This is a genomic window from Lysobacter hankyongensis (assembly GCF_039543145.1).
In the GTDB taxonomy this organism is placed as follows: domain Bacteria; phylum Pseudomonadota; class Gammaproteobacteria; order Xanthomonadales; family Xanthomonadaceae; genus Lysobacter_I; species Lysobacter_I hankyongensis.
On sequence record NZ_BAABJE010000009.1, the window covers coordinates 20,966 to 47,037 of the forward strand.

The window sequence follows — 26,072 nt, forward strand, 5'->3', positions numbered from 1 at the left end:
CGCCTTGAGCGCGCCTTGAGCGGCCGTTCAGGCCCATCGGCCTGCCGTCACCACGCCCCGGCCCGGTATAATCGCCGGCTATCCTCGACCTTTTTTCGCGGCCCCTGCCCTGCGCAGGCGGCTGCGGCCCGCCCCCGCGGCGGCCACCGTCCGCCGGTGGGGCCGCGTTCGACCGGAAACCCCCATGTCGCAATACATCTACACCATGAACGGCGTCAGCAAGATCGTGCCGCCGAAGCGTCAGATCATCAAGGACATCTCCCTGTCCTTCTTCCCGGGCGCGAAGATCGGCCTGCTCGGCCTGAACGGCGCCGGCAAATCGACCGTGCTGAAGATCATGGCCGGCGTGGACACCGACTTCCAGGGCGAAGCCCGTCCGCAGCCGGGCATCAAGGTCGGCTATCTGGCGCAGGAACCCGAACTCGATCCCAACAAGACCGTGCGCGAAGCGGTCGAGGAAGGCGTCGGCGAAGTGCTGCAGGCCCAGGCCGCGCTCGACGCGGTCTACGCCGCGTACGCCGAGGAAGGCGCCGACTTCGACAAGCTCGCCGCCGAACAGCAGCGGCTCGAAGCCATCCTCGCCTCCGGCGACGCGCACATGCTGGAGCAGCAGCTCGAAGTGGCCGCCGACGCCCTGCGCCTGCCGCCGTGGGATGCGGTGATCGGCAAGCTCTCGGGCGGCGAAAAGCGCCGCGTCGCGCTGTGCCGTCTGTTGCTGCAGAAGCCGGACATGCTGCTGCTCGACGAACCGACCAACCATCTCGACGCCGAATCGGTGGAGTGGCTGGAACAATTCCTCGCCCGCTTCCCGGGCACCGTGGTCGCCGTCACCCACGACCGCTACTTCCTCGACAACGCCGCCGAGTGGATCCTCGAACTCGATCGCGGCCGCGGCATTCCGTGGAAAGGCAACTACACCGAGTGGCTGATCCAGAAGGACGAACGCCTCAAGCAGGAAGAAAACCAGGAGAAGGCGCGCCAGAAGGCGATCGCGCGCGAACTCGAATGGTCGCGCCAGAACGCCAAGGGCGGCCGCAGCAAGGGCAAGGCCCGACTCGCCCGCCTGGAAGAACTGCAGTCGGTCGATTACCAGCGCCGCAACGAAACCAACGAAATCTTCATCCCGCCGGGCGAGCGCCTGGGCAACTCGGTGATCGAGTTCAAGGGCGTGTCGAAATCGTTCGGCGACCGCCTGCTGATCGACAACCTCGACATGCTGGTGCCGCCGGGCGCGATCGTCGGCATCATCGGCCCCAATGGCGCCGGCAAGTCGACGCTGTTCAAGATGCTGATGGGCATCGAGAAGCCGGACAAGGGCACGATCAACGTCGGCCCGACCGTGAAGCTGGCCTACGTCGACCAGAGCCGCGACAAGCTGGAAGGCAACCACAACGTCTTCCAGGAAGTGTCCGGCGGCCTCGACATCCTCAACATCAACGGCGTCGAGATCCAGTCGCGCGCCTACATCGGCCGCTTCAACTTCAAGGGCCAGGACCAGCAGAAGATGGTCGGCACGCTCTCGGGCGGCGAACGCGGTCGCCTGCATCTGGCCAAGACCCTGCTGCAGGGCGGCAACGTGCTGCTGCTCGACGAACCGTCGAACGACCTCGACATCGAAACCCTGCGCGCGCTCGAAGACGCGCTGCTCGAATTTCCGGGCAACACCTTCGTGATCTCGCACGACCGCTGGTTCCTCGACCGCATCGCCACGCACATCCTGGCCTTCGAAGGCGACTCGCACGTCGAGTTCTTCCAGGGCAACTACCGCGAATACGAGGAAGACAAGAAGCGTCGCCTCGGCGAGGAAGGCGCCAAGCCGCACCGCCTGCGCTTCAAGGCCCTGAAATGAGACCCGCGCCCGCCTTCATGGCGGGCGTTTCGCATCCGCCGCGGACGACTTTCCCGAACTGAGGCACAGTTCACCGGATCGGCGCCGTGGGAACGGCCGCAAGTCCTTACGCCCGACACGCGACTTTGAAATCATGACCGAGACCCCGAGCAAGAAGACGCCCGAGCCGATGCGAGGCTTCATCGACCGACTGCAGGACCGCTGGCAGCACGCCGACACCCTCGTGTGCGTCGGGCTGGATCCGGAGCCGGCCAAATTCCCGGCGCGCTTCGCCCACGACCCCGACGCGATCTTCAACTTCTGCCGCGACATCATCGACGCCACCGCGCCCTATGTCTGCGCGTTCAAGCCGCAGATCGCGCACTTCGCGGCGGCGCACGCCGAGGAAGCGCTGCGCATGTTGATCATGCACATCGGCTTCCGTTATCCGGGCATTCCGGTGATCCTCGACAGCAAGCGCGGCGACATCGGCAGCACCGCGCAGCATTACGCCAGCGAAGCCTTCGAGCGCTATGCGGCGGACGCGGTGACCGTGAATCCGTATCTCGGCCGAGATTCGGTACAGCCTTTCCTCGACCGCGGCGACAAGGGCGTGGTGATCCTGTGCCGCACCTCGAATCCCGGCGCGGGCGATCTGCAGGACATGGTCGTGGGCGGCCGCCCGCTCTACCAGCACGTGGCCGAGAAGATCGCCCGCGAGTGGAACGACAACGGCAACTGCGCGCTGGTGGTCGGCGCGACCTGGCCGGACCAGCTGCGCGACGTGCGTGCGCTGGTCGGCAACGTGCCGTTCCTGGTGCCGGGCATCGGCGCGCAGGGCGGCGATGTCGAAGCCGTGGTGCGCAACGCGAAGACCGCGGACGGCACCGGGCTGATCGTCAGTTCCTCGCGCGCGATCCTGTATGCCTCGAACGGCGACGATTACGCCGAAGCCGCCGCGAACGCCGCGCGGACGCTGCGCGACGAGATCAATCGTCACCGCTGAGGTACAGCGGCCTTCAGGCCGCTGCCCTTTGCGGGAGGCGCAGCGGCCTGAAGGCCGCTCTACCTTGCGCGAATTGACGGCTGTGCTACCTGCGCGGCAGCGGCGTTGCGGCGCGCTCCTCGCGCAACACCAGGATACCGTCGAGCATCTCGGCCCATGGGGCCGCGTGGGTCGTGCGGTAGTTGATCGGCCGCGCGGCGATCGTGCCGAGCTTGCGCAGACGTTTGCGGTCGACATACCGCAGTTGCGCGTCGCCGTCGCCGAGCGCGACGGCTTCCAGCGCGTGCGGGGCCGCAGGCGTGAGCGCGTTCGGCGTGCCGGAGGCGCCGGGATTGCCGAACGCTCCGGACCGGGCGGTGAAACCGATGGCCGCCGCGCGGTCGCCGTACGCGGCATGGACATGCGCGCCGAGCGGGCGCATCTCCGGCGCGACGCCATCCAACCGCTTCGCCGCATGCACGGTCGCGCACCACACCATGATCTTCGTACCCTTCGGCCAGCGCGCGCGATGCCACTGCAGCGCTTCGAACATGCCGAGGTCGCGCATGTCGCCATCGCCGTCCAGCGCCATGTCGAGATAGCGCGCATAGGCCACGGCCATCGCCGCGAGCTCGGAGGCCGGATCGATGCCTTTCGATGCGATGGCGGCGCGGATCGCGTCGCTGCATGCGCGCAGGCGACGCTGCGCCGCGTCGTCGAACGGTTGCGCATCGTCGTACCGCCAGCCGTTGTGACGATCGATCTCGGCCCGGCAGGCCGCGACGGGTTCGCCATCGAGCGCGGCCGCGAGCGCGCCGCCGAGTTCGCGACGCGTGTAGTGTCCGCTGATGCCGCCCACCTGCGGGTCGATGCCCGCCACCCGCAGTCGCCCGGCCATCGTCTCCGCGTGCAGGAATGCGATCAGCGGCTGCGCCTCCTGCGCGCGCGACCACAGCGGACCGATGGCGTCGGCCAGATCGCCCGCGGTCGCGGTGCCGGCGTCGACCGCGCGCGCATGCGCCAGCAGATCGTAGAACTGACTCTCGAAGACCACCGCGCCGAAACCGCAGCGCGCGGCCAAGCGCTTCACGAGTTCGGTCTTGATCTCGAACGTGTGCCCGCCGCCATGGTTCGCGTCCTCGCCGAGCAGCACGATGTCCCTGCGGCAGACGTCGCGGACGAGACGATCGATCTCGGCGGATGCGCGCCGATCGAAGACGACGGCAGCGTCGACGGACGCATCGCTGGCGCGCGCCGCGCCGGCAACGGCGGCGAGGAGCCCGAGTGCGAACGCCAGCGCGGCGAACATCGTCGGCGTGTCGAGACCGCCCGCGCTGCGCGCGGGATGACGGAGGCGTTGCGCGAAGATCAGGAAAGTCATCGAAGTCCTTTCGTCCGCACTACGTGCGGCCGGAGACGACCAGCACGACGATCACGAGAACGGACAACAACGCCATGTTGATGAGCAGATACAGCACATAGCCCAGGATCGCGCGGAGCGCCGAATTCCAGCGCGGCAGGGTCGCGAACAATTGCACCATCGAAAACACGCCGTAGGCGATGGACAGCCACAACATCCAGCCGGCCGCGCCGGGATACCAGCGCTGCACCGGAATCGACAGCCCCCACAGGACGAAGGTCTGTGCGGTCAGGAAGGCCGTGATCACCAGCCATTCCGGATAATTCAGATTGCGGCACCGCCAGAACGCCAGCTTGAACGCCGCGGCCTCCAGCGGCAACAGAAGCAGCGTGACCGCGGCGAAATGATGGCTCATCCATCGATTGACGGCATTGACGACTTCGAGAATCCGCGCGGGATCGGCGGTGCCGCCGGCGTCGGCGCCGCCCCCTGCCCGGAAAAGGTTTCCGCCCATGACCTCGCTGCCGATGACGAATCGGCTGAGGAAGACCACTGCGGCGGCCGTGATCATGATCAGCAGCAGTGGTTTCACGTGATGCGCCCGCCGCCCATCGATGTAATCGCGGATCAGATGGCCGGGGCGGATCATGAGGTTCTTCAGCGTGTACAGGAGGCCGCGATCCATGTGCAGCACGCTGTGCTCGATTTCGTGGCCGAGGAAATGCCAGTCGATGCGATGCGCCGGCGTGGGCTGACCACAGGCCGGGCAGAACGTCTGGTCCGCGCCGTCGATGGCGCGGTCGCAGTTGGCGCAAAGGCCCGAATCCGACATCTTCACTGTCCCCAGCGAGCGATGGCCCGACCGATCTTCTTCATCAGCGCGAACGCACCGCGCGCCCATATCATCATCCACACCGCCGCGCGCGTCGACACGCCGTGACGCGGCGCGTCGAACTTGCGGAAGTAACGCCAGAGGCCGCGGTGCTTGTGCCATTCGACGAACAGCGGCCGGCTGCGGCTGGAGACACCGCGCACGTGCACCACGCGGACATCGTTGGCGACCGCGACGCAGGCCCCGGCGTCGCGCGCGCGGCGGCACAGGTCGAGGTCTTCGGCATGCAGTCGATATCCCTGATCGAATCCTGCGAGACGTTGCAGCAACGTGCGCGGCAGGTACATCAGCGCGCCGGAGATCGCGGGCACGCGTTGCAGCGGCTGCGCGTCGTCGACGGCGATCTCGATCCGCCGCGCGGCGGCGCTGCGGAGCATGGCCGCGAAGTCGGGATCGCGCCTGCGCGCGGCGCCGTCGCGCACGCCGGCCTCGTCGACAAGATCGGCGCCCAGCAGCGATTCGCCTTCGCAGGTCCGCGCATGCGCGCGCAGCCGCGACAGCGTATCGGCCTCGACCAGACAATCCGGATTGACGAACGCCACCCACGGAGCGTCGCAATCGTCCGCACCCTGATTGCAGGCGGTGCCGAATCCCGGGTTGTCGGGGTTGGCGATGAACCGCAGGCGCGCATCGGCCAGCGCATGCCGCTGCACGATCTCCAGGGTGCCGTCGTTCGATGCGTTGTCGACAACGCGGATCTGGGCGACGCCGGCGGCGGCGCGCAGGCGCCCCAGGCATTCGCCGATGGTCTCGGCGCTCTGGTAGGTCACCACGACGACGGCGATGTCCGGCGCGTCGTTCATGCCGCGCCCTCGCCCGCCGCGTCCTCGCCCGCCGCGTGCTCGTTCTCGCCGGCATCGCCGAACAGATCCGGCTGGGTGCGGAGCTCCGCATTCTCGAAGGCGTGGCCGAGCGACGCGCGCAGCGCGTGCAGCGGATCCTGCATCAGGAACTGCGCCAGCCGCGCATGCCAGGTGGGCCAGCGCACGCCGAGGGTTTCGACGTCGTCGCCCAGCGGCCGGCCCTCGCCGCGACGGGCGACGAACGCGGTCTCGCACAGCGCGTTGCGCCAGCCCAGTCCGGCCATGCGCAGCGACAGATCGATCAGCGCGACGTAGGACGAGGCGTAGCTGGCGGCGTCGAGACCGCCCGCCTTGCGCCGCGCGCTGCCGCGCAGGAACAGGGCGTGATCCACCGCGGCGGGCAGTTCGGGATGATGCGGCGGCAACGTGGCGGCGGCGCGCGCCAGCCGCGCGGGTTCGTCGGGCACCGGCATCACTTCGCCGACGCGCGGCCAGGCCGCGGTTTCGCCGGCATTGCACCAGGGCGTGGCGGTGGCGATGGCGGGATCGCGGGCGGCGCAGGCGGCCAGCTGGTTCGCCCAGCCGGGGCACGGCACCGCGTCGCTGGACAACACCAGCACGTCGACGTCGCCGCAGGCCTTCAGCATGTCGTCCAGATGCGCCGCCTCGCCGATGCTGCGCGGGCGGCGGGTGTAATCGGCCTGCAGCGCGGTGCGCGCGAGCCAGCGTTCGACGATGGCGAGGCCGCGCGGACCGGCCTGCGCGTCGTCGGCGAGCCACACGCGCGTGCCGGCGGGCGTACCGGCGTCGAGCGCGGCGAGGCAGGCGTCGAGGGCGTCGTCGTCGACGCCCACGGGGACCAGCACGACCGGGAGCGCGCTCATGCCACGCCCGTCTTCACGCCCCGGCCTTGGCCGCCGCCGTCAGCGATGCGGCTGCGAAACGGGCGGATCCGCCTTCGGCAGCGGCTGCATCGCGCGGAAGCGACGCGAGTACTCGTCGGTCATGTCGCGCGCGGCGCGCGGATCTTCGATCAGCGTCGGCGTGATCAGGATGATGATCTCGCTGCGGCGCTTGGTCGTGCTCTGGCGTCCGAACAGGCCGCCGACCACCGGCAGCCGGCTGAGGCCGGGGAAACCGCTGGACCCCTTGCTGTCGGTATCGGTGATCAGGCCCGCCAGCAGCACGGTGTCGCCGCTCTGGATGACCGCGCTGGTCTTCATGCGGTTGGTGCTGATGCGCACGTTGCCGTTGTCGTCCGGCTCGCCGCGCGGCGCGCTGACTTCCTGCACCAGCTCGACGAATACCGTGCCGTCCTTGGTCACGCGCGGACGGACCTTGAGGATGGTGCCGGTGTCGAGGTACTGCACCTGGCTGGTGGTGTTGTTGCTGCCGAGGATCGGATTGATCGAGACCGACGTCACCGGGATGCGGTCGCCGACGTTGAGCGTCGCTTCCTGGTTGTTGCGGACCATGATCGAGGGGGTCTGCAGCAGCTTCACGTCGCTGACCGCATCCAGCGCCGAAATCACCGCCGCGGCGTTGCGGCCGAGGAAGGTCCAGGCCAGGCCCGGATTGGTGCCGCCGGCCGGCTTCACGCTGCCGGCGAGGGTGCTCCAGGTGTCGCGGCCGACGGCGCTGGGCAGACCGTTGTCGGTCACCGCGCGCTCGAAGAACCAGTTCACGCCGTAGGACAGGTCGCCGCTGAGGTCGACCTGCACCACCTGCGCTTCGATATGCACCTGCAGCGGCAGCACGTCGAGCTTCTCGATCACGTCGAGGATCGAGCGCCACGCCGACGCGGTCGCGCGCACCAGCAGGGTGTTGTTCTCTTCGATCGCGGAAATCGCGACCTTGTCGCCGCCGACTTCGAGGGTCACGCTGCTGCTGCCGCCCTGCGACGGACCGAGCGAGAGCGAACCGCTGCCGAGACCGCCGCCACTGTTGCCGCTGCTGCCGAGGCTGCCGCTGGCGCTGCCGAGATCGCTGCCGTCCTTGCTGCCGCCACCGTCGCCGCCACCGATCATGGTGGTCTGCGCGCCGGGAATCAGCGAAAAACCGCCGCTGTCGCCGCCGCCGCTGCGGCCGCCGCCAGCGCCGAACACCTCGCTCAGACGCACGGCGAGTTCCTTGGCGGTGACGTACTTGAGTTCGTAGGAATACAGACGCACGCCTTCGCCGGCGCCGTCGATGCGTTCGATCCACTGCTCGATGTCGTCGAGGTAGTCGGCCTGCGACGTGATCGCCAGCACCGCGTTGGCGCCGTCCAGCGGCATGAAGCGGAACATGCCGGCGACCGGCGACTTGCTCTGCTCGCCGAAGACCTTCTCCAGATCCTGCACGACCTTGTTGGCCTTGCTCGACTGCAGCGGGAACACGCCGACCGACATGCTCGACATCCAGTCGACATCGAAGATCTCGATCGTGCGCAGGTAGTTCTCCAGCTCGGCGCGGGTGCCGGCGATGGTCAGCAGGTTGCGGCCGGCATCGACGGTGACGATCGCGTTCGGACGGGCATAGGGCGTGAGCAGCTTCTTCATCTCCTCCGCGGAGATGTAGCGCAGCGGCACCACCCGGGATTCGAAGCCGCGCGCGCCCTCGGGCGAGCCGGTGCGCGGGGTGACGACGCCGGTGCCCAGCGCCTGGTCGGCGGGCACGATGCTGTAGCGGCCGTCGCCGTAGATCATGCGCGCGTTGTTCCAGCCGAGGATCATCTCCAGCACCGACAGCGCCTGCGCCGCGCTGACCGGCTTGGGCGTGGAATAGGTGACGGTGCCCTGCACGTTCGGGGCGATGGTGTAGTTCTGGCCGAGCATGTCGCCGAGGATCGCCTTGACCACGGCGTGCAGCGATTCGCCTTCGAAGTTGAAGCGCGCTTCGCCGCCGGTGGCGCCGATGTCGGGCATCGGCGCGCTGGCCGCGGCGCTGTTGATGACCTGGCCGTTGCCGCGGCGGATGCGCGGACGCGGGCGACCGTTCTCGTCGAGCGCGTCGTCCTGCGCGGCCAGGGGCTCCTTGCGCACGGCATCGGCGTCCGCGGCCGGCACGTCGCTGCTGCGCACCGGCCGGTCCTCGGCGCGGTACAGCTTCGGCATCGGCGTCGCGGCGCAGGCGGCGAGCATCGCGCTGAGCAGGGCGGCGAAGAAGGCGGTGGCGGTGGATCGCAGGGTCATCGTGGAGATCTCAGGGAGTTTGTCCCGGTGCGGCACCGGGGGACTGCGCTTCTTGCGCGGCCTGTTGGCGGAGCTGGGCGCGACGCGCCTCGATCCGCCGGCGGATGGCGTCGAGCTGGGCTTCGGTGGACGCCGGAGCGGCGGGCGGCGGGGCCGGCGCGGCACCGGCGACCTGGGTCGGCGGCGGGGGCGGCGGGACCACGCCCTGCGGGCCCACGCCGGCGCCCGGCTGACCGGGCTGCGGCGTTTCGTTGATCACGCCCGAACCCGGCGGCGGCGGTACGGCGGCGACCGGCGGCGGCGCTGCGCCCCCCACACCGTTGAACACCCGCAGTTCCAGGGTCTTGTCGCCGTCCGGGCCGCGGAACACGGCCTGGCGGGGCAGCAGCGAGGCGAGAGTCCACTGCGGCGCGGTTTCCACCGCATCGCCCACCTTCACCCGGACCGGCTGCGCGCCGTCGGCGGCCGGCTTGAGAATGGCCAGTTGCAGGTCGCCGGCGATCATCACGCTGGTCAGCGTGTAATCGAAGGTATTGGCCTGGGCCTCGTCGCCACCGCCGCCGATCCGGAACTCCTGCGGCTTGCGGTTTTCGGCGAACACCGGCCGCGCCGCGATCTCGGCGTACATCGCCTGAGGGCCCGGACGGTCGGCACGGGGAATCGTGGTGGACGGCAATGTCTGCGGTGCGGTGTCTTCGGACACGTCGCCGAGACGTCCACCCAGGCCGAACAGCGCGGCCACCCAGAGGCACACCGCCCATCCGGCGACGCCGGCGAGCAGCCAGGTGCGGGGGCTGAGACTATCGACGCGCATCGGCGGAGCCTCCTGCGGCGGGCGCGACATAGCCGTACAGATCGAAGCTCACGTCCAGACCGCCGCCGGTGGGCGCCTGATCCGGCGTGAAATAGAACCGCTGCGCGGTGACGTTGAGGTTGTCGACGAACAGCCGCGGCGAACCGCTTTCCAGCGAATGCAGCACGCTCGCGAGCTCCGGCGTGCCGCACTGCAGACGGACCTGCACCACCGCGCGGGCGAAGCGTTCCTTGCGCGGCTCGGTCAGCGGCGAACGGTTCTGGATCGCGCAGCTGCGGTTCTTCGGGCTGGCCTGCTGCACCGCGGTTTCGAGGCGCTGGATCAGCGCCGCGGTCGCGAGTTCGGTGCTGCCTTCGGCCATGAAGCCGGGCAGTCGCGCGGCCTGTTCGCGCACCGCGCCGAGGCGCTTGCGGATCTCCGGCGCCTGTTCCAGCGTGGCGAGCGCACGCGCATCGCGCTCCTTGAGGCTGTCGATGCGGTCCTGCAGTTCCAGCATCGGCACCGTCCACCACGGGTGGACCAGCACGAAATAGGCGACCAGCAGCAGCGCAGCCAGCAGGCCGAGCGCGGCCCAGCGCTCGCGCGCGGGCACGGTCGTCGTGGACGAGGTCGCGGCGACCGGGGTCATGGTGCGCGCTCCGTGTTGCCGCCGTTGCCGCCGCGGGGTTTGTCCTTGCCGCCAGGGGGCGCGGTGACGGCGAGCTCGGCGGAAAGATTGAAGCGGTCCTTGCCCTTGGTCGGATCGGGCATCAGCGCGCCGGTGATGTTCATCGAACGCCAGAGCTTCGAGGATTGGAGGCGTTCGACCAGTCGCGGCGCTTCGGGGCTGAGACCGATGATCATGATCCGCTCGCCTTCGATCGAGATCTTCTCGAGATAGGTGTTGTCGGGCAGGCGGCGGGTGATGTCGTCCAGCACCTCGACGGTGCTGGGGCGGCCGCTGCGGGTCTGCTGCAGGAAGCGCATGCCCTCGACCAGATCGACCAGTTGCTTCTTCTCCGCCGAAACCTTGCGCGCCTGCGCGCTGCGGCGCTTGGCTTCGGCCTCGAAGGCGTCGGCCGCGGCCTCGCGGTTTTCGCGGATCTGCCACAGTCCGGCGCCCACCGCGACCAGCGCGACCGCCGCCAGCGCGGCGTTCCAGACGGCGCGGGGGTCGCGGCGACGGCGGCGCTGCGCGCCCGGCAGCAGGTTCACGCCCAGCGGCAGGCCATCGGCGCCGGCCATGTCCACGCCCGAGAGCGTGGCGCCGATCGACTCGCCCATCGCGGCCAGCGCCTGGGTCAGGCTGGCGCGCGGCACCACCACCAGTTCGGCGTCGATCTGCCCGTCGCCGCGGCGGCCGAGCAGGCGGGCGTCGTAGTACACCTCGTCCGGCGAGAACGGCGTTTGCCGGTCGATTTCGAAGCCCAGCACCTCGCGCAGGCGATCGGCGGCGGCGGCGGGCAGGGTCAGGCGGCGGCGCAATCCGCTGCGGGCAGGCAGCAACAGCCAGCGCGGCAGGCCGTTGATCCGCGGCGACAGGATCCGGGTCAACGGTTCCTCGCCTGCCGCTTCGGCGGCGCCCCAGGGCAGTTCGGCGAGTTCGCGCAGCGCGACGCCACCGGGCTGCGCAGGCAGGGTCAGGGCCAGCGACAGCTGGTCGCCCTCGCCGCGCAGCAGCAGGCGCTGCTGGGCCAGGCCGAACACCGCCCGCAGCCGCGGCGGCAGCCAACTGCCCAGCGCGTTCAGCCACCAGGCGAGGAAGCCGCGCAGGCCCGGCCATGCACGGCCGAATCCGGCCTGCGGAGTCTTCGGGGCGCCCCGGGCGGGTGTCGCGTTGTCGGCGGAAGTGCTCAGAACCAGTCCTCTACCAGTGTGTCCTCGATCAATGAGAAAGCGGGCCGCCGGAACGGCTCGCCACGGATGCACGACCACGAATGCGCGACCACGGAAAGCATGACCTCCGGGGCCCCGAAAGGTTCGACGCGCCGACGGACATGCGACGGTGCGGGGTCGAGGCGCGTCCCGGAGTCATCGCAGGACGGCACCTTCTTCCCAGCGCAGCGGCGTGTAGGCCGAGCCCGGCAGGCCGCTGTTGCCGGCGCGCACGACGGCGCGCAGGACCGAGACGCGACCGCCACGCAACCGCGCCCGGCTGTCGATACTATACGTGCCCGTGCCGGCACCGACGAGCGCCCCGGCCTCGCCCGGCTGCCTCGGTCGGCGACGTTCGGCCAGCGTGCGCTCCGGGTCGATGCCCAGCGCCTGCAGCACTTCCGCGCTGGCGTACTGCTCCGACGGCCGGCCCTGTCCGCTGTAGACGGTCAGATGCGGCGCCAGCTTCGCGAACAGCTCCGGGGTCATGCCCAGCACCAGTTGCAGCTCGGCCACGGTCTCGAACGGCGCGTCCTTGGCGCCGTAGGGCAGATCCTCGCTGGCGTAGTCGCCGTCTTCCGCACCGCCTTCGATCTGGGTGAGGCTGTCGGGATCGCGCCAGTCCAGGATCGCGGTCGCGAGCTTCCGCGCCGGCTGGCGTTCGACGCCCACCGCCTGCATCAACCCGGCCAGCAGGTCCAGATCGGCGGCGTTGATGTCGACCTTGCCGGATTCGTCGACGATCAGGATGGTCACGTCGGCATCGCCGAAGCGCCAGGCGTACTCGCGCCCGTCCGGGAGCCATTGCCGGGACTGGTCGAGATCGACCACCCGGGTCATGGCGTATTCCAGCCCGGCGCGCGCGGCCTGATCGGCGACCACGCCCTGGCTGAGCGTGCGTCCCTGCAGATATTCCACCCGCGCGAGCATCGCGAACGCGCCGACCACCGCGGTCAGCAGCGCGATCAGCCACAGCACCAGCAGCAGCGCCGCGCCGGACGCGGTGCGCGGGAGCGACCCGTGGAAACGCGGACGCATCGCCATCAGATCTGCGCCTGCGAGAAGCCGCCGAAGCTGCCGGCCTGCGGCATCGACACCACCACCGGCGGCCAGCGGTCGCCGCGACCGTCGATGATCTCGATCTTCACCTGCAGCGGCATGCGGTCGACCTGCTGCCAGGTGTCCTGCCAGTCGCCGACGCGGTTCTGCGCATCCAACGCGCGGTAGGACAGCTTCACTTCGCGCAGGCCGTCGGCCAGCAGCTCGGGCGGGCGCGGATCGGGCTCCTCGACGATCTCGTTCGCCAGCACCACCGCGAATTCGACCTGCAGGCGGAGGCTGTCGCCGTCCTGGACCACGCGGATGTCGTGCACGTGCGGACCGCCGCGACCGAGATACGCCGGCAGGTCGGCGACGAAGCGGATGCGGTCCGGTTCGCCGGAAAAACGCGCCGGAATGCCGGTGCGCTCGTCGACGTCGTAGGCCACCGGCAGCGCCGAGGCGATGCGCCGGCGCAGGAACCCTTCGACCGCGCGCATGCGCTCGTTGCGCTGCGCCTGCTGCTCGCCGCGGGTGGCCGCGGTGGACGCCGCACGCAGGGTCGCGAAGCCGAGACTCATCGCCCCCGCCAACAGCGCCGTCGCCACCAGCACTTCCATCAGGGTGAAACCATTGGCAGCGCGACGACTCACGGCCCGCCTCCCGTCGCATTGAGGTCGGTGGGCGTCACCAGTCGCAGCGAGCGCAACTGCAGGGTCTGCCGCGGCCCGCCATCGCCCCAGCGCAGGGTCAGATCCAACTGCAGCAATTTCGGCGCACCGAGAATTTCCGTCTGCCGCGGCGGTGCGGAGGGATCGACATACGGCTCCACCGTCATCTCCCACCGGTAGCGCCCGTTCTCCAGCGCGCCGCCGCGCTGGCCCACGGCCAGCGCCTCGCCCACGCCCGCCTGGTCCAGCAGCGATTGCGCATGCAGCGCGGCGCGGCCGTACTCGTCCGAGGCGCGGACCTGTTTCGTCGCATTGGTGAGCGAGCCGAGCAGCAGGCTCATGGCGAAGGCGAGCAGCGCGAACGCGACCACCACTTCGATCAGCGTGTAACCGCGCTGGGTGGCGCGGCGGCGACGCGAGGCGGCGTTCATCGCTGCGCCTCGTTGCGGCGCAGCGCGACTTCGCCGGTCAGCCAGGTGACATCGATGTTCCAGGCGGCGTTGTCGCGGCGCAGTTGGATCTGGCCGCCGGTGGAGGCACCATCCTCGAAGAACAGGATCACGCCCTCGCCTTCCTTCGACTGCACTTGGCGCACGCCGGTGAACACGACTTCGAACGCTTTCGGCAGATCGCCGTGGCGGCCCTTGGCGCCGGTCCAGGTGCGCTGGGCGGGCACGATCGAAAATGTCTGAACGGTGCCGGTGGCGATGGCCTGGGCGCGTGCGAAGCGCAGCTCGGCCACGAGTTCCTTGGCGGCGGATCGCATGCGCAAACCGTCCATGCCGCCGGTCATCGCGCCGACCAGGATCAGGCTGAGCGCGGCGATCAGGGTCACCACCACCAGGATTTCGAGCAGGGTGAAGCCGCGCGCGATGCGCGGCCGGCGCATGCGGAGTCGGCGCATGGCGGGGCCGGGCATGGAGCGCCGGGCGCGCGCGATGGTCATGCGGAACGTGTCCGGCGGCAGACGACGGCGACGCGTGGCGGCCCGTTACTGTCCGTAGTGGATGTCGCTGTCGACGCTGCTGCCGCCCGGCTGCCCGTCCTTGCCGTAGCTGATCAGGTCGAAATCGCCGTTCTCGCCGGGCACCGCGTACTGCAGCGGCTTGTTGAACGGATCCTTGAGATCCTTGGTCTGGGCATACGGCCCCAGCCAGCCGTTGATCTGCGGATCGGTCACCAGATCGTCGAGGGTGCGCGGGTACTCGCCCACGTCGGAGTTGTACTGCTCGATGCTGGCGGCGAGCTTGTCGACCTGCAACTTGGCGAGCTTGTGGTTGGCCTTGTCCTTGTTGCCGAAGACCTGACTGCCGACCACCGCCAGCACGCCGCCGATGAGCACGATCACGATGATGATCTCGATCAGCGTCATGCCGGCCTGGGAACGGCGCGGAGCGGGACGGCGGAAGGGGCGGTGATGGCGCATGTCGTGAGGTCCGTTCGTGAAAGTGGGCGGCGCGAACGCCGGATTATAGGGACAAGATCAAATGGAGCCGGTGAGCTGGTACATCGGCATCAGTACCGCGAGGATGACCCCGCCGATCACCACCGCCAGCACCACCGTGATCAGCGGCACCAGCGCGGCCAGCATCCGGTCCAAGGCCTGACCGGTCTCGGCCTCGAAGGTGTCCGCGGTCTTCAGCAGCATGGCGTCGAGCGCGCCCGACTCCTCGCCGACCTGGATCATCTGCAGGGCCAGACGCGGGAAACGCTTGCCCTTGCCCAGCGCGGTGGACAGGCCGACGCCGTTCTTGACGTCGCCCGCTGCGGATTCGACATCGGCGATCAGCGCTTGGTTCCCCAGCACGCGGCCGCCGATGCCCAGCGCGGTGAGCAGCGGCACGCCGTTCTTCAGCAGCGTCCCGACGGTGCGCGCCAGGCGCGCGGTTTCCATCCGGGCCACGATCGGTCCGGCGAGGCGCTGGCGCAGCAGCCATTCGTCGAAACGGGCGCGGAACGCCGGCTGCCGCCACTTGCGGCCCAGCCACCAGACCCCGAGCGCGGGCAGGCCCACCAGCACCCACCACCAATCGCGCACCAGCAGCCCGATGGCCAGCACCATGCGCGAGAACAGCGGCAGTTCGGCGTCGAGGTTCTCGTACATCGCCGCGAACTGCGGCACCACATAACCGAGCAGGAACAGCAGCGAGAAGCCGACCATGGTCACCAGGATCGCCGGGTAGATCATGGCGTTGATCACGCGACCGCGCAGCGCGCGGCTGCGTTCGAGGTAATCGGCCAGCCGCTGGAGGGTTTCGTGCAGGCTGCCGCCGGTCTCGCCGGCGCGGATCATGTTGATGTACAGCCGCGAGAACACGCCGTGCTGGCGCTCCAGCGCCACCGACAGCGAGGTGCCGCCGCGGACGGCGTCGCGGATGTCGGAAATGGTGCGGCGGGCGGCCTCGTCTTCCGGCAGTTCGAGCAGGATGGAGAGCGCGCGGTCCAGCGGCTGCCCGGCGCCGAGCAGAGTCGCGAGCTGCTGGGTGAACTGCACCAGACGGCCGCCGGCGAACGGCTTGGGCTTGAACAGGCTTCCCCAGGCCACGCCGGTCGCGGCCGCCGCCAGGATCGCCTCGACCGGCAGATGCCCCTGTTCCTGCAGGCGCAGCACGACTTCGGTGTCGCTGGCGGCCTCCATCTGGCCATCCAGGACTTCGCCGCGGCTGTTCAGGGCTTTGTAGCGGTACAGAGGCATGGGGCTCGATCTGCGGGCGATGCGTGGGTGGGCCCGGATCGGGTCGACCCGGGGCGGGACAGGCAGGATATCGGCGGCCACCCGCGATTGGGAGCCTTCGCGGCCGCGAAGGTTCCCGGCCGGCCCGTTCGACGGGCCGCCAGGCGCCGCAGGGATGTCACTGGGTCGGCTGCATCTGCAGGATGTCGCGCTCGATCAGCGTCACCAGCCGGGTCAGCTCCGTGCGCTGCGCCGGGGTGTCGTTGTTGAACCAGAGATAGCGCTCGTAGTCGGGATGCGAGCAGGTGAACATCGTGATGCAGACCATGTTCAACGCACGGGAACCGCGGGCGCAGTCGAATCCGGCGCGACACGCCGCCAGCATCCAGGCGCTCTGCGCGCTTTCGCCCCGGAACGCGGACGCCATGGCCGGATCGGGCCAGGACTCGTTCGCCTTCGCCAGCAGCAGGGCCATTTCGAAGATCGCATCGGGGTCGCCGGACGCGCGCAGTCTGTCGACGAAATACTTCAACTGGCCGCTGTTGAGGGTGGGGACCGTGCGTCCGAAATAGCGCATTTCCGACGCCAGATCCCCGGCCTTGGCGCTCTTGTGCAGCCAGTAGCGGCCGGCATCCGGGTTCTTCCGCAGATCGGCATCGGCCTGAACGCAGAAATGCTTGTAGTCGGTGTAGATGCCCTTCACCGTGGGCTGTGCGGCAGGATCGGCCTTGGTCAGCGTGCCCAGCATGCGCAGAGCGACGTTCATCTGACCGGCATAGGCCAGACAGTCCTCGTAGATCTCCGACAGCCGGCGCTGGGCGACCACATCGCCGCCCATGGCCGCATCGCGGATTTCGACATAGGTCGTTTCGCGCCACAGGCGCCGGTGGTGGGCGACCGCCGCGCGGACGCGTTCGGCGCGTTCGCCGCGCTGCGCCGGCGACAGCGCCGAGCCGGTCCTGCGGGCGGACGCGGGCGCGGCGTCTTCCTGCGGCGTGCCGCCGCGATCGCGCATGAACCACCACACGGTCGCTGCCGATGCGATGGCCACCAGGGCCACGGCTGCGACGAGAACTCCCTTCTTCATTCACGCCCCCTCTTGCGGAAAACGGTTCGACTCTCCGGCCGCGCGGACGCGCGACGGCCACGCATCAGGCATCTTCGGTCACGCGCAGCACTTCTTCGATCGTGGTCACGCCGGCCAGGGCCTTGGCGATGCCATCTTCATACATCGTGCGCATGCCGGCCTGTTTCGCCAACTGCTCCAGTTCGCCCATCCCGGCGTGGCGCATCACCGCACGGCGGATCTCGTCGTTCATCACCAGGAATTCCATGATCGTGGTGCGGCCGAGATAGCCGGTGGGCGCGATCGCGGAACCGCGCGGCCGGAACAGATGGATCGTGCCTTCCGGCTGCCAGCGGCGCAGGCCGAACTTCTCGATCTCCTCCGGCGAAGCTTCGTAGCGTTCGGCGTGGACGGGCTCCAGTCGGCGCACCAGGCGCTGGGCGAGGATGCCGTTGATGGTCGAGGTCAGCAGGTAGTCCTCGACGCCCATGTCGAGCAGGCGGGTGATGCCGCCGGCGGCGTTGTTGGTGTGCAGCGTGCTGAGCACCAGATGGCCGGTGAGCGCGGACTGGATCGCGATCTTGCACGTTTCCAGATCGCGCATTTCGCCGATCATGATGATGTCCGGGTCCTGGCGCACGATGCTGCGCAGAGCATGGGCGAAATCCAGCCCGATCTGCGGCTTGGCCTGGATCTGGTTGATGCCTTCGATCTGGTATTCGACCGGATCCTCGACGGTGATGATCTTCACGTCGGGGGTATTGATCTTGCTCAGCGCCGTGTACAGCGTGGTGGTCTTGCCCGAACCGGTGGGGCCGGTGACCAGCAGGATGCCGTGCGGCTGTTCCAGCACGTGCTGGAACTGCGGCAGGAAATCGTCTGTGAAGCCGAGCTTCTTGAAGTCGAAGACCACGGTCTCGCGGTCGAGCAGACGCATCACCACCGATTCGCCGTGCGCGGTCGGCACCGTGCTCACGCGCAGGTCCAGTTCCTTGCCCTGCACCCGGATCATGATCCGGCCGTCCTGCGGCAGGCGGCGCTCGGCGATGTTGAGCTTGGCCATGATCTTCACGCGCGAGATGACCGCCGCGGTGAGGTTGGCCGGCGGGCTTTCGCCCTCCTCCAGCACGCCGTCGATGCGGTAGCGCACCTTGAGCCGGTTCTCGAACGGTTCGATGTGGATGTCCGAGGCGCGCAGCTCGACCGCGCGCTGGATGATGAGGTTCACCAGGCGGATGACCGGCGCTTCCGAGGCCAGATCGCGCAGGTGCTCGACGTCGTCCATGTCGCCGGACTCGCCCTCGGCGGTCTCGACGATCGCGCCCATCGCGCTGCGGCCCTGGCCGTGCCAGCGCTCGATCAGATCGCCGATCTCCGAGCGCAGGCCGACCAGCGGGCGGACTTCGCGCTGGCTGGCGAGGCGGATCGCATCGAGGGTGTAGGGGTCCTGCGGGTCTGCCATCAGCGCGGCGACATGGGCCTCGCTCTCGCCGACCGGCACGACCGCGAACTGTTTCATGAATTTCAGGCTGAGCTCGACCCCTTCCGGCGGCAGGTCGGGCAGTTCCTTCACCGCGATCAGCGGCAGCCCCAGGACCTCGGCGCAGGCTTCGGCGTGGTCGCGCTCGGACACCAGCCCCATGCGGGCGATGAGGGCCAGCAGTTCGCCGCCGGTTTCGTCCTGCACGCGCTGGGCGCGGACCAGATCGGCTTCCTTGAGACGTCCCTTCTCGATCAGCGCGGCGACGACCCGCTCGCCATCGCTCGGCGGAGGCATCGCGGCCTGCGGTTCGCCCATGTCCACATCGGCTGCTGCTGCATTCACACCGTCACCCTCGTCCTGCCCTTGCGGCCGGCGGTCCCGGCGCGTCTTCGAAGATCGTTACTGTAACCCGCGGTCGGCAGCTTGTTGAAAACCCGGCTTGCGGCTCCGTCCCGGCCGTCCCCGGAAACGAACGCGCCGCCCGAAGGCGGCGCGTTCGCTGTTCCATCCCAAGGGTCGTTCCTTCGTCCCTGCCGCGTGTGACCGGGCATCGGGCCGCAAGTTCCCGCACGCCTTCATCCGCGGTTTCAACGCAGCATCGTCACACCGCCCGACGGTGGCGGCACCACCGGCGGGCTCAGTTCGGACAGCAGAAGCCCCTCCCCGGGTTTGGACGTGCAGGCTTCGGGGGTGATCTTCGCGGTGCTCTGCTCCACCGAGCGGGCGACCGCCTCCGCGTAATCCACGGTTGCCCGTCGCGCTTCCGGCGCGTAGGGATTCGGACCTTCGATCGCGATGAATTTTCCGCCGTCCCTGCCGGCGACGACGTGGTCGATCCCCTTCAGACCGGCCTCCTTGGCCTCGGCCGCGATCGCCGCCGCGACCCGCTCACGCTGCGCCTCGGAGTTGAACAGGCCGCACAGCCCGGGTTGCTGCAGTTCCGACAATGCCTGCTTGAACAGCTTGTGATCGGGGTGGGCCGGAGCGTTCAGCAGCGGCGTCTCCGGCACCCATTTCCCGCCTTCCGAGCGCCCTTCGGACGACAGCGGCGCGCAGGGGTTCGGATCCCAGGTCTCGGGCGCCGGCTGCGGATCCTGCTCGGGAAGCTTGGGGCACCAGTCGATGTCCGGTCTCGGCGCCGGCGTGTCGCCTCGCGCCGGCGGCGCGTCGCCGGGCGGGGATTCGTTCGTCCGCGACTCCGCCCGTTCCCGCGGACGGGGGTCCGGCAGCTCCGGGAGCGGATCACGGCGCGGCTGCCCCGGCTGCAGCGGTTCGCCCTCGGCGAGCCATATCCCCCCGGCGCCGTTCCCGCCGTGGGGCGGAAAACCCGTTCCGTCTTCGATCCGTGCGTCGCGCATGCTGGCGTTCCTTCTTCGATCGATCCGGATCGCGACGCCGCGATCGGCGGCGCCAGCGATGGATCAGCGATGGGTCAGCGCACCTCGGCCACTTCCACGCCGTCCAGGCCGGCGGCCAGGGTGCGGGCGTCGCCGCCCTGGGCGAGCTTGATCTTCAGGCGGACCTCGTTCTGCGAGTCGGCGTAGCGCAGCGCGTCCTCGTAGGTGATCTCGCCGGCCTGGTACAGCTCGAACAGGGCCTGGTCGAAGGTCTTCATGCCGAGGTTGGTGGACTCCTTCATCACTTCCTTCAGCTTGTGGATCTCGCCGTCGCGGATGTAGTCCTGCACCAGCGGCGTGCCGAGCAGGATTTCCATCGCGACCTTGCGGCCCTTGCCGTCCGGAGTCGGGATCAACTGCTGCGCGACCACGCCCTTCATGTTCAGCGACAGGTCCATCAGCAGCTGGCTGCGGCGATCCTCGGGGAAGAAGTTGATGATGCGGTCCATCGCCTGGTTGGCGTTGTTGGCGTGCAGCGTGCACAGCACCAGATGGCCGGTTTCGGCGAAGGCGATGGCGTAGTCCATGCCCTCGCGGGTGCGCACCTCGCCGATCATGATCACGTCCGGCGCCTGGCGCAGGGTGTTCTTCAGCGCGTTCTCCCAGCTGTCGGTGTCGATGCCGACTTCGCGCTGGGTGATGATGCAACCTTCATGCTTGTGCACGAATTCGATCGGATCCTCGATGGTGATGATGTGGCCCGAGGAATTCTGGTTGCGATAGCCGATCATCGCCGCGAGCGAAGTCGATTTGCCGGTGCCGGTGGCGCCGACGAAGATGATGATGCCGCGCTTGGTCATCGCCAGGGTCTTGATGATCGGCGGCAGCGCCAGCTCCTCCACGGTCGGGATCTTCGACTCGATCCGGCGCAGCACCATGCCCACCTGGTTGCGCTGGTAGAAGCAGCTCACGCGGAAGCGGCCCACGCCCGAGACGCCGATGGCGAAGTTGCACTCGTGGGTCTTTTCGAACTCCTCGCGCTGCGCCGGCGTCATCACGTTCAGCACCATGTCGCGGCTCTGCTGCGGCGTGAGCGCGCTCTGGGTGATCGGCGACAGCTTGCCGTGCACTTTCATCGCCGGCGGCATGCCCGCGGTGATGAACAGGTCCGACGCCTTCTGGTGCGCCATCAGCTTGAGGAAGGAAGTGAAATCGGTGGTGCTCATGGGGGAACTCCCTGAATCTGGACGCTGAGCGCTGGACGCTGGACGCGGAGGTGGCGGCCGGAGGATTATTCGAACAGCCGCTTGTCCTTGGCGTAACCCTTGGCCTGCTGGCGGGTGATGAGGCTGCGCTTCACGAGATCCTGCAGATGCTGGTCGAGGGTCATCATGCCGAAGTTCTGGCCGGTCTGGATCGACGAGTACATCTGCGCCACCTTGTCCTCGCGGATCAGGTTGCGGATCGCGGGGGTGCCGACCATGATTTCCCACGCCGCGGTGCGGCCGCCGCCGACCTTCTTCAGCAGCGCCTGCGAAATCACCGCGCGCAGCGATTCGGACAGCATGGAACGCACCATCGGCTTCTCGCCGGCCGGGAACACGTCGATGATGCGGTCCACGGTCTTCGCCGCCGAGCTGGTGTGCAGGGTGCCGAACACGAGGTGGCCGGTTTCCGCGGCGGTCAGCGCCAGGCGGATGGTCTCGATGTCGCGCATTTCGCCGACGAGGATGTAGTCCGGGTCTTCGCGCAGCGCGGAGCGCAGCGCCTCGTTGAAGCCGTGGGTGTCGCGGTGGACCTCGCGCTGGTTGATCAGGCACTTCTGCGAGGTGTGGACGAATTCGATCGGATCCTCGACGGTGAGGATGTGCGCGTATTCGCTCTTGTTGACGTGGTCGACCATCGCCGCCAGCGTGGTCGACTTGCCCGAACCGGTCGGGCCGGTCACCAGGATCAGGCCCTGCGGCTGGTCGATCAGCTCGCGGAAGATCGGCGGACAGCCGAGATCCTCGAGGGTCAGCACTTCCGAGGGAATCGTGCGGAAGACCGCGCCGGCGCCGCGGTTCTGGTTGAACGCGTTGACGCGGAAGCGGGCCAGGCCGGGGATCTCGAACGAGAAGTCGCACTCGAGGAATTCCTCGTAATCGCGACGCTGCTTGTCCGACATGATGTCGTAGACCAGCGCATGGACCTGCTTGTGGTCCAGCGCGGGGATGTTGATGCGGCGCACGTCGCCGTCGACGCGGATCATCGGCGGCAGCCCGGCGGACAGGTGCAGGTCCGACGCCTTGTTCTTGACCGAGAATGCCAATAGTTCGGCGATATCCATGCAAACTCCCCGCGTAGCGATGTCGTGCGAGTCCGGAGACCCGGGATGCGCCGGAGTATAGCCCCGCACTCCGGATTTGCACCCGGTGCGGCGCGGTCGCCCTGCCGGTGGATCGCCGGTTCGCTGCTTCTTTCGGCATACACTGCTCCTTTCCCGCGCCATTCCGCGACGCCCGTCGCATCCGAACGCACGCCATGTCAGACGCAACGCCGCCGCATCCCGCACTCGACGCCCTCCTCGCCGGCATGGCCGCAGCCGCGGGCGATGCACCGGCGCGGCTGCTGGCGGTGAGCAAGACCCAGCCCGCCGAAGCCATCGCGGACGTCGCCGCCGCGCTGCGCGCACGGCCCGCCGCCGGCCCGGTGGCCTTCGGCGAAAACTACGTGCAGGAAGCGCTGGCGAAACAGCCGTCGCTCGGCGGGCTCGGCATCGAATGGCATCTCATCGGCCACCTGCAATCGAACAAGGCGAAGGAAGCCGCCGCCGCGTTCGACTGGGTGCAGACCGTGGACCGGCCCAAGCTGGTGGAGGCGCTGGCGAAGCATCGCGCGCCCGGGCAGCCGCCGCTGAACGTGCTCATCCAGGTCAATATCGACGACGAGGCCAGCAAGCACGGCTGCCGGCCGGACGACATCGACGCGCTCGCCGCCGCCATCGCCGCCCAGCCGGCCCTGCGCCTGCGCGGACTGATGGCGATCCCGGCTCCCGACCCCGACATGGCGCGTCGACGCGCCGCCTTCCGGCGCATGCGCGGCCTGTTCGACGCCCTCGCCGCCGGCCGGCCGGGCATCGACACCCTGTCGATGGGCATGAGCGAGGACTACGCGCTGGCCATCGCCGAAGGTGCGACGATGGTCCGCGTCGGCAGCGCGCTGTTCGGCGCGCGTCCGCCGAAACCTTCCACAACCGTTGCTCCGGAGATCGCATGAGTTCCGCATCGACCCTCGCCTTCATCGGCGGCGGCAACATGGCCCGCAGCCTGATCGGCGGCCTGATCGCCCGCGGCACCCCGGCCGCCGACATCCGCGTCTCGGAACCCGTCGACGTCCTCCGCGAGGCGCTCGCCCGCGATTTCGGGGTACAGGTCGGCGCCGACAACGCCGAAGCGGCCGGCCCGGCCGGCCTGTGGCTGCTGGCGGTGAAACCGCAGATCATGCGCGCGGTCTGCGAAGCGCTGGCGCCGCTGGCGCAGGCGAACCGGCCGCTGGTGGTGTCGATCGCCGCCGGCATCACCGCGGCCCAGCTGCAGCGCTGGCTCGGCGGCGGCGTGGCGGTGGTCCGGGCGATGCCGAACACCCCCGCGCTGCTCGGGGCCGGTGTCACCGGCCTGTTCGCCAGCGTCGAAGTGGACCGCAACGGCCGCGAACACGCCGCCAACCTGCTCGCCAGCGCCGGCAGGACCGTCTGGATCGACGACGAGGCGCGGATGGACGCGGTGACCGCGACGTCCGGCAGCGGCCCGGCCTACATCTTCCTGCTCGCCGAGGCGATGGAGGCCGCCGCCATCGCCGAAGGCCTGCCAGCCGACGCCGCGCGCACCCTTGTGCAGGAGACCGTGCTGGGCGCCGCGCGGATGCTCACCGAGTCCGGCGAAGATCCGGCCGAACTGCGCCGCCGGGTGACCTCGCCGGGCGGCACCACCCAGGCCGCGGTCGAGACATTCGAAGCCGGCGGCTTCCGCGCACTGGTGGCGCAGGCGATCGCCAACGCCACCGAACGCGGCCGGCAACTCTCCGCCGCCAACGATTGAGCGCGCCGCGCGGTCGTACCGCATTGCCGGCATCCGGACGTCGCGTCGGACCGTATCGACCGGGCAGCCACCGCGCCAACGCCGACAGGATCGACCGATGACATTCCGCCTGCTGATCGCCCCCGCCCTGCTCTGTCTCGCCCTCGCCGCCTGCGGGCCCGACAAACCCCGGGTCGGCAAACGCCTCGATACTCCACAGGAAGCGGTGAGCCGGATCGGCGACATCACCGTCCGCGCCAATCTGGTGCCGACCGCCAGCCTCAACGAAGGCGTCGCCCGCAGCTACGGGATCGAACGCGGCGACCGCCGGCTGATGCTGCTGGTCTCGGTGCGCCAGGGCCCGGACGGTCTGGAGACCGCGCTGCCGGCCACGATCACCGCCACCGTCGCGAACCTGCACGGCCAGCGCGAAACGCTGGCGATGCGCGAGATCCGCTCGGGCGACTACATCGACTACGTCGGCGCCACCGAGGTGTCGCCCCCGGACACGCTCACCTTCGATCTGAAGATCGTGCGCGAGGGCGGCGCGGCGTCGACGATGCGGTTCTCGCGGGATTTCTCGCCACAGTGAATCTTCGTCGCGCGGCTCAGCGCGCGGACCAGGCCTGCACGATCGCGGCGATCGCGCGCACGCCGTCGGTCAGCGCCGCCGGCCCGGGCTGCAGGATGATCGGCGACTTGATCTCGTGCAGGGCGCCGTCGCGGACCGCGGGAATCGCATCCCAGCCCGGTCGGGCGGCGACTTTTTCCGGACGGAATTTCTTGCCGCACCACGAGCCCAGGATGATGTCCGGCGCGCGCCGGATCACCTCGGCGGGATCTTCGAGAATGCGGCCCCTGGCCAGCGACGACGCCGCGCGTTCGGGAAAAATGTCGTCGCCGCCCGCGATCGCGACCAGCTCCGACACCCAGCGGATGCCGCTGATCATCGGTTCGTCCCATTCCTCGAAATAGACCTTCGGCCGTCGCGGCAGCGTCGCCGCCTGCGCGGCGATGGCATCGAGCCCGCGCACGAGTTCGTCGGCATACGCGTTGGCCTTGTCGGTCGCGCCGACCAGCGCGCCGAGCCGGCGAATGTAATCGAGGACGCCATCGACACTGCGGTGATTGCTGATCCAGACCTCGACGCCCTGCCTGATCAGCGCCGAAGCGATCTCCGCCTGGATGTCGGAAAATCCGATCACGAAATCCGGTTCGAGCCGCAGGATCTCGTCGATCTTCGCCGAGGTGAAGGCGCTGACCTTCGGTTTTTCCCGGCGCGCGACCGCCGGCCGCACCGTGAACCCGCTGATGCCGACGATGCGATGCTGCTCGCCCAGGGCGTACAGCACCTCGGTCGGCTCTTCGGTGAGGCAGACGATGCGCTGCGGGCCGCGCGCCGACGCGGGTCTCACGGATACAGCATCCGCTTCGTCCACACGCCATCCACGCCGCGTTCGTAGAGATGGCGCTCGTGCAGCCGGAACTGCGCGCCGTACCAGAACTCGATCTTGCGCGGCACCACCCGGAAACCGCCCCAGCGCGGCGGCCGCGGCACGTCGACGCCTTCGAACCGGGCCTTCGCATCCTCGAAACGACGCTCGAACGTCTCGCGCGCATCGAGGGTTTCCGACTGGTGCGAGGCCCAGGCGCCGAGCTGGCTGTCGCGGGGGCGCCGGGCGAAATACGCTTCGACCTCGGCGTCGTCGACGATCTCCACGTCGCCCTCGATCCGCACCTGCACGCCGTCGTCGCCCAGCGCCTTCCAGAAGAACAGCAGCGCGGCCTTCGGATGCGCCTGGAGTTCGCGGCCCTTGCGGCCGTCGAGGTGGGTGTAGAAGACGAAACCGCGTTCGCCGTAGTCCTTCAGCAGCACCATCCGCGCGGAAGGTTGGCCGTCGGCATCGACGGTGGCGACGGTCATCGCGGTCGGTTCGGGAACGCCCACACCCTTGGCCTGGGCATACAGGTCGTCGAACGTGGCGAGGGCTTCGGCATACAGCGTCATGGCGGGAGATCCGGGTAAATGCCGGCGT

Annotated in this window: 26 protein-coding genes; 5 read left to right on the forward strand and 21 right to left on the reverse strand. The window is 69.1% G+C overall.

All coding sequences use genetic code 11. The features are described from left to right. The first annotated feature begins 184 nt into the window (after positions 1 to 184). Together ettA and pyrF are read left to right on the forward strand one after the other, a co-directional pair. A complete protein-coding gene (ettA, locus tag ABD974_RS09325) occupies positions 185 to 1,849 on the forward strand; it encodes an energy-dependent translational throttle protein EttA (RefSeq protein WP_345303045.1) in 1,665 nt (554 codons plus the stop codon). Positions 1,850 to 1,982: 133 nt separating this feature from the next. Next, entirely contained in the window at positions 1,983 to 2,834 is an 852-nt protein-coding gene (gene pyrF / locus ABD974_RS09330; protein ID WP_425562668.1) for an orotidine-5'-phosphate decarboxylase, read from the forward strand. Positions 2,835 to 2,919: 85 nt separating this feature from the next. Here pyrF and ABD974_RS09335 read toward each other — a convergent pair whose 3' ends face one another. From ABD974_RS09335 to ABD974_RS09425, 19 genes are all read right to left on the reverse strand, one after another. Further along, entirely contained in the window at positions 2,920 to 4,194 is a 1,275-nt protein-coding gene (locus ABD974_RS09335) for an erythromycin esterase family protein (RefSeq protein WP_345303046.1), read from the reverse strand. A 19-nt stretch (positions 4,195 to 4,213) separates the two neighbouring features. Beyond that, a complete protein-coding gene (locus ABD974_RS09340) occupies positions 4,214 to 5,005 on the reverse strand; it encodes a DUF3667 domain-containing protein (protein ID WP_345303047.1) in 792 nt (263 codons plus the stop codon). A gap of 2 nt (positions 5,006 to 5,007) precedes the next feature. Beyond that, positions 5,008 to 5,868 carry a glycosyltransferase family 2 protein gene (locus ABD974_RS09345; protein WP_345303048.1) on the reverse strand — a complete coding sequence of 287 codons (861 nt, stop codon included), beginning with the start codon at positions 5,866 to 5,868 and terminating at the stop codon, positions 5,008 to 5,010. Continuing rightward, positions 5,865 to 6,752, reverse strand: a complete 888-nt coding sequence (locus ABD974_RS09350) for a glycosyltransferase family 2 protein (protein ID WP_345303049.1) — start codon at positions 6,750 to 6,752, stop codon at positions 5,865 to 5,867. The genes ABD974_RS09345 and ABD974_RS09350 overlap by 4 nt, the downstream gene beginning before the upstream one ends. 39 nt (positions 6,753 to 6,791) lie before the next feature. Beyond that, on the reverse strand, positions 6,792 to 9,041 hold the full coding sequence (gene gspD / locus ABD974_RS09355; protein ID WP_345303050.1) for a type II secretion system secretin GspD: 2,250 nt from the start codon (positions 9,039 to 9,041) through the stop codon (positions 6,792 to 6,794). 10 nt (positions 9,042 to 9,051) lie between these two features. Beyond that, complete coding sequence (locus tag ABD974_RS09360) at positions 9,052 to 9,855, reverse strand: hypothetical protein (protein ID WP_345303051.1); 804 nt, start codon at positions 9,853 to 9,855, stop codon at positions 9,052 to 9,054. Then, entirely contained in the window at positions 9,842 to 10,483 is a 642-nt protein-coding gene (gene gspM / locus ABD974_RS09365; RefSeq protein WP_345303052.1) for a type II secretion system protein GspM, read from the reverse strand. The genes ABD974_RS09360 and gspM overlap by 14 nt, the downstream gene beginning before the upstream one ends. Beyond that, complete coding sequence (locus ABD974_RS09370) at positions 10,480 to 11,763, reverse strand: PilN domain-containing protein (RefSeq protein ID WP_425562669.1); 1,284 nt, start codon at positions 11,761 to 11,763, stop codon at positions 10,480 to 10,482. Before ABD974_RS09370 ends, gspM begins: the two co-directional genes overlap by 4 nt. Before the next feature lie 102 nt (positions 11,764 to 11,865). Next, positions 11,866 to 12,747, reverse strand: a complete 882-nt coding sequence (locus ABD974_RS09375) for a type II secretion system minor pseudopilin (protein WP_345303114.1) — start codon at positions 12,745 to 12,747, stop codon at positions 11,866 to 11,868. Positions 12,748 to 12,752: 5 nt separating this feature from the next. After that, the gene (locus tag ABD974_RS09380) at positions 12,753 to 13,400 is read right to left on the reverse strand and encodes a prepilin-type N-terminal cleavage/methylation domain-containing protein (protein WP_345303053.1); all 648 of its coding nucleotides are present in this window, start codon (positions 13,398 to 13,400) and stop codon (positions 12,753 to 12,755) included. Beyond that, entirely contained in the window at positions 13,397 to 13,849 is a 453-nt protein-coding gene (gene xpsI, locus ABD974_RS09385) for a type II secretion system protein XpsI (protein ID WP_345303054.1), read from the reverse strand. Before xpsI ends, ABD974_RS09380 begins: the two co-directional genes overlap by 4 nt. Then, positions 13,846 to 14,364 (reverse strand): type II secretion system protein XpsH, encoded by a 519-nt coding sequence (xpsH, locus tag ABD974_RS09390; protein ID WP_345303055.1) that lies wholly within the window; start codon positions 14,362 to 14,364, stop codon positions 13,846 to 13,848. The genes xpsI and xpsH overlap by 4 nt, the downstream gene beginning before the upstream one ends. A gap of 45 nt (positions 14,365 to 14,409) precedes the next feature. Further along, a complete protein-coding gene (gspG, locus tag ABD974_RS09395; protein WP_345303056.1) occupies positions 14,410 to 14,844 on the reverse strand; it encodes a type II secretion system major pseudopilin GspG in 435 nt (144 codons plus the stop codon). A gap of 57 nt (positions 14,845 to 14,901) precedes the next feature. Further along, positions 14,902 to 16,113 carry a type II secretion system protein XpsF gene (gene xpsF, locus ABD974_RS09400; RefSeq protein WP_345303057.1) on the reverse strand — a complete coding sequence of 404 codons (1,212 nt, stop codon included), beginning with the start codon at positions 16,111 to 16,113 and terminating at the stop codon, positions 14,902 to 14,904. Between the two features lie 157 nt (positions 16,114 to 16,270). Then, entirely contained in the window at positions 16,271 to 17,179 is a 909-nt protein-coding gene (locus ABD974_RS09405; protein ID WP_345303058.1) for a hypothetical protein, read from the reverse strand. A gap of 64 nt (positions 17,180 to 17,243) precedes the next feature. Continuing rightward, complete coding sequence (gene gspE, locus ABD974_RS09410) at positions 17,244 to 18,935, reverse strand: type II secretion system ATPase GspE (RefSeq protein ID WP_486346768.1); 1,692 nt, start codon at positions 18,933 to 18,935, stop codon at positions 17,244 to 17,246. 293 nt (positions 18,936 to 19,228) lie between these two features. Next, positions 19,229 to 19,999, reverse strand: coding sequence for an XVIPCD domain-containing protein (locus ABD974_RS09415; RefSeq protein WP_345303060.1), 771 nt, complete (start codon positions 19,997 to 19,999; stop codon positions 19,229 to 19,231). 74 nt (positions 20,000 to 20,073) lie between these two features. After that, entirely contained in the window at positions 20,074 to 21,204 is a 1,131-nt protein-coding gene (locus ABD974_RS09420; protein ID WP_345303061.1) for a PilT/PilU family type 4a pilus ATPase, read from the reverse strand. 65 nt (positions 21,205 to 21,269) lie between these two features. Then, positions 21,270 to 22,307, reverse strand: a complete 1,038-nt coding sequence (locus tag ABD974_RS09425; protein ID WP_345303062.1) for a type IV pilus twitching motility protein PilT — start codon at positions 22,305 to 22,307, stop codon at positions 21,270 to 21,272. Between the two features lie 194 nt (positions 22,308 to 22,501). On the opposite strand from ABD974_RS09425, the gene ABD974_RS09430 reads away from it, so the two are divergent. The 3 genes from ABD974_RS09430 to ABD974_RS09440 all read left to right on the forward strand — a co-directional run bounded on the left by ABD974_RS09430 (position 22,502) and on the right by ABD974_RS09440 (position 24,628). Continuing rightward, the gene (locus ABD974_RS09430) at positions 22,502 to 23,236 is read left to right on the forward strand and encodes a YggS family pyridoxal phosphate-dependent enzyme (protein WP_425562670.1); all 735 of its coding nucleotides are present in this window, start codon (positions 22,502 to 22,504) and stop codon (positions 23,234 to 23,236) included. After that, positions 23,233 to 24,057 carry a pyrroline-5-carboxylate reductase gene (proC, locus tag ABD974_RS09435; protein WP_345303063.1) on the forward strand — a complete coding sequence of 275 codons (825 nt, stop codon included), beginning with the start codon at positions 23,233 to 23,235 and terminating at the stop codon, positions 24,055 to 24,057. Before ABD974_RS09430 ends, proC begins: the two co-directional genes overlap by 4 nt. A gap of 97 nt (positions 24,058 to 24,154) precedes the next feature. Further along, on the forward strand, positions 24,155 to 24,628 hold the full coding sequence (locus tag ABD974_RS09440; protein WP_345303064.1) for a DUF4426 domain-containing protein: 474 nt from the start codon (positions 24,155 to 24,157) through the stop codon (positions 24,626 to 24,628). 16 nt (positions 24,629 to 24,644) lie between these two features. Here the strand turns inward: ABD974_RS09440 and ABD974_RS09445 are convergent, their stop codons facing one another. Together ABD974_RS09445 and pdxH are read right to left on the reverse strand one after the other, a co-directional pair. Continuing rightward, entirely contained in the window at positions 24,645 to 25,451 is an 807-nt protein-coding gene (locus tag ABD974_RS09445) for a cobalamin-binding protein (RefSeq protein ID WP_345303065.1), read from the reverse strand. Next, positions 25,448 to 26,044: a pyridoxamine 5'-phosphate oxidase gene (gene pdxH / locus ABD974_RS09450; protein ID WP_345303066.1), complete on the reverse strand. Its 597-nt coding sequence runs from the start codon at positions 26,042 to 26,044 to the stop codon at positions 25,448 to 25,450. Before pdxH ends, ABD974_RS09445 begins: the two co-directional genes overlap by 4 nt. Positions 26,045 to 26,072 lie beyond the last annotated feature (28 nt).

Excerpts from the sequence above, each read along its gene's own strand:
- ettA (WP_345303045.1), top strand. The coding sequence starts at position 185 with ATGTCGCAATACATCTACACCATGAACGGCGTCAGCAAGATCGTGCCG.
- pyrF (WP_425562668.1), top strand. The coding sequence starts at position 1,983 with ATGACCGAGACCCCGAGCAAGAAGACGCCCGAGCCGATGCGAGGCTTC.
- ABD974_RS09335 (WP_345303046.1), bottom strand. The coding sequence starts at position 4,194 with ATGACTTTCCTGATCTTCGCGCAACGCCTCCGTCATCCCGCGCGCAGC.
- ABD974_RS09340 (WP_345303047.1), bottom strand. The coding sequence starts at position 5,005 with ATGTCGGATTCGGGCCTTTGCGCCAACTGCGACCGCGCCATCGACGGC.
- ABD974_RS09345 (WP_345303048.1), bottom strand. The coding sequence starts at position 5,868 with ATGAACGACGCGCCGGACATCGCCGTCGTCGTGGTGACCTACCAGAGC.
- ABD974_RS09350 (WP_345303049.1), bottom strand. The coding sequence starts at position 6,752 with ATGAGCGCGCTCCCGGTCGTGCTGGTCCCCGTGGGCGTCGACGACGAC.
- gspD (WP_345303050.1), bottom strand. The coding sequence starts at position 9,041 with ATGACCCTGCGATCCACCGCCACCGCCTTCTTCGCCGCCCTGCTCAGC.
- ABD974_RS09360 (WP_345303051.1), bottom strand. The coding sequence starts at position 9,855 with ATGCGCGTCGATAGTCTCAGCCCCCGCACCTGGCTGCTCGCCGGCGTC.
- gspM (WP_345303052.1), bottom strand. The coding sequence starts at position 10,483 with ATGACCCCGGTCGCCGCGACCTCGTCCACGACGACCGTGCCCGCGCGC.
- ABD974_RS09375 (WP_345303114.1), bottom strand. The coding sequence starts at position 12,747 with ATGCGTCCGCGTTTCCACGGGTCGCTCCCGCGCACCGCGTCCGGCGCG.
- xpsI (WP_345303054.1), bottom strand. The coding sequence starts at position 13,849 with ATGAACGCCGCCTCGCGTCGCCGCCGCGCCACCCAGCGCGGTTACACG.
- xpsH (WP_345303055.1), bottom strand. The coding sequence starts at position 14,364 with ATGACCATCGCGCGCGCCCGGCGCTCCATGCCCGGCCCCGCCATGCGC.
- gspG (WP_345303056.1), bottom strand. The coding sequence starts at position 14,844 with ATGCGCCATCACCGCCCCTTCCGCCGTCCCGCTCCGCGCCGTTCCCAG.
- xpsF (WP_345303057.1), bottom strand. The coding sequence starts at position 16,113 with ATGCCTCTGTACCGCTACAAAGCCCTGAACAGCCGCGGCGAAGTCCTG.
- ABD974_RS09405 (WP_345303058.1), bottom strand. The coding sequence starts at position 17,179 with ATGAAGAAGGGAGTTCTCGTCGCAGCCGTGGCCCTGGTGGCCATCGCA.
- gspE (WP_486346768.1), bottom strand. The coding sequence starts at position 18,935 with ATGCCTCCGCCGAGCGATGGCGAGCGGGTCGTCGCCGCGCTGATCGAG.
- ABD974_RS09415 (WP_345303060.1), bottom strand. The coding sequence starts at position 19,999 with ATGCGCGACGCACGGATCGAAGACGGAACGGGTTTTCCGCCCCACGGC.
- ABD974_RS09420 (WP_345303061.1), bottom strand. The coding sequence starts at position 21,204 with ATGAGCACCACCGATTTCACTTCCTTCCTCAAGCTGATGGCGCACCAG.
- ABD974_RS09425 (WP_345303062.1), bottom strand. The coding sequence starts at position 22,307 with ATGGATATCGCCGAACTATTGGCATTCTCGGTCAAGAACAAGGCGTCG.
- ABD974_RS09430 (WP_425562670.1), top strand. The coding sequence starts at position 22,502 with ATGTCAGACGCAACGCCGCCGCATCCCGCACTCGACGCCCTCCTCGCC.
- proC (WP_345303063.1), top strand. The coding sequence starts at position 23,233 with ATGAGTTCCGCATCGACCCTCGCCTTCATCGGCGGCGGCAACATGGCC.
- ABD974_RS09440 (WP_345303064.1), top strand. The coding sequence starts at position 24,155 with ATGACATTCCGCCTGCTGATCGCCCCCGCCCTGCTCTGTCTCGCCCTC.
- pdxH (WP_345303066.1), bottom strand. The coding sequence starts at position 26,044 with ATGACGCTGTATGCCGAAGCCCTCGCCACGTTCGACGACCTGTATGCC.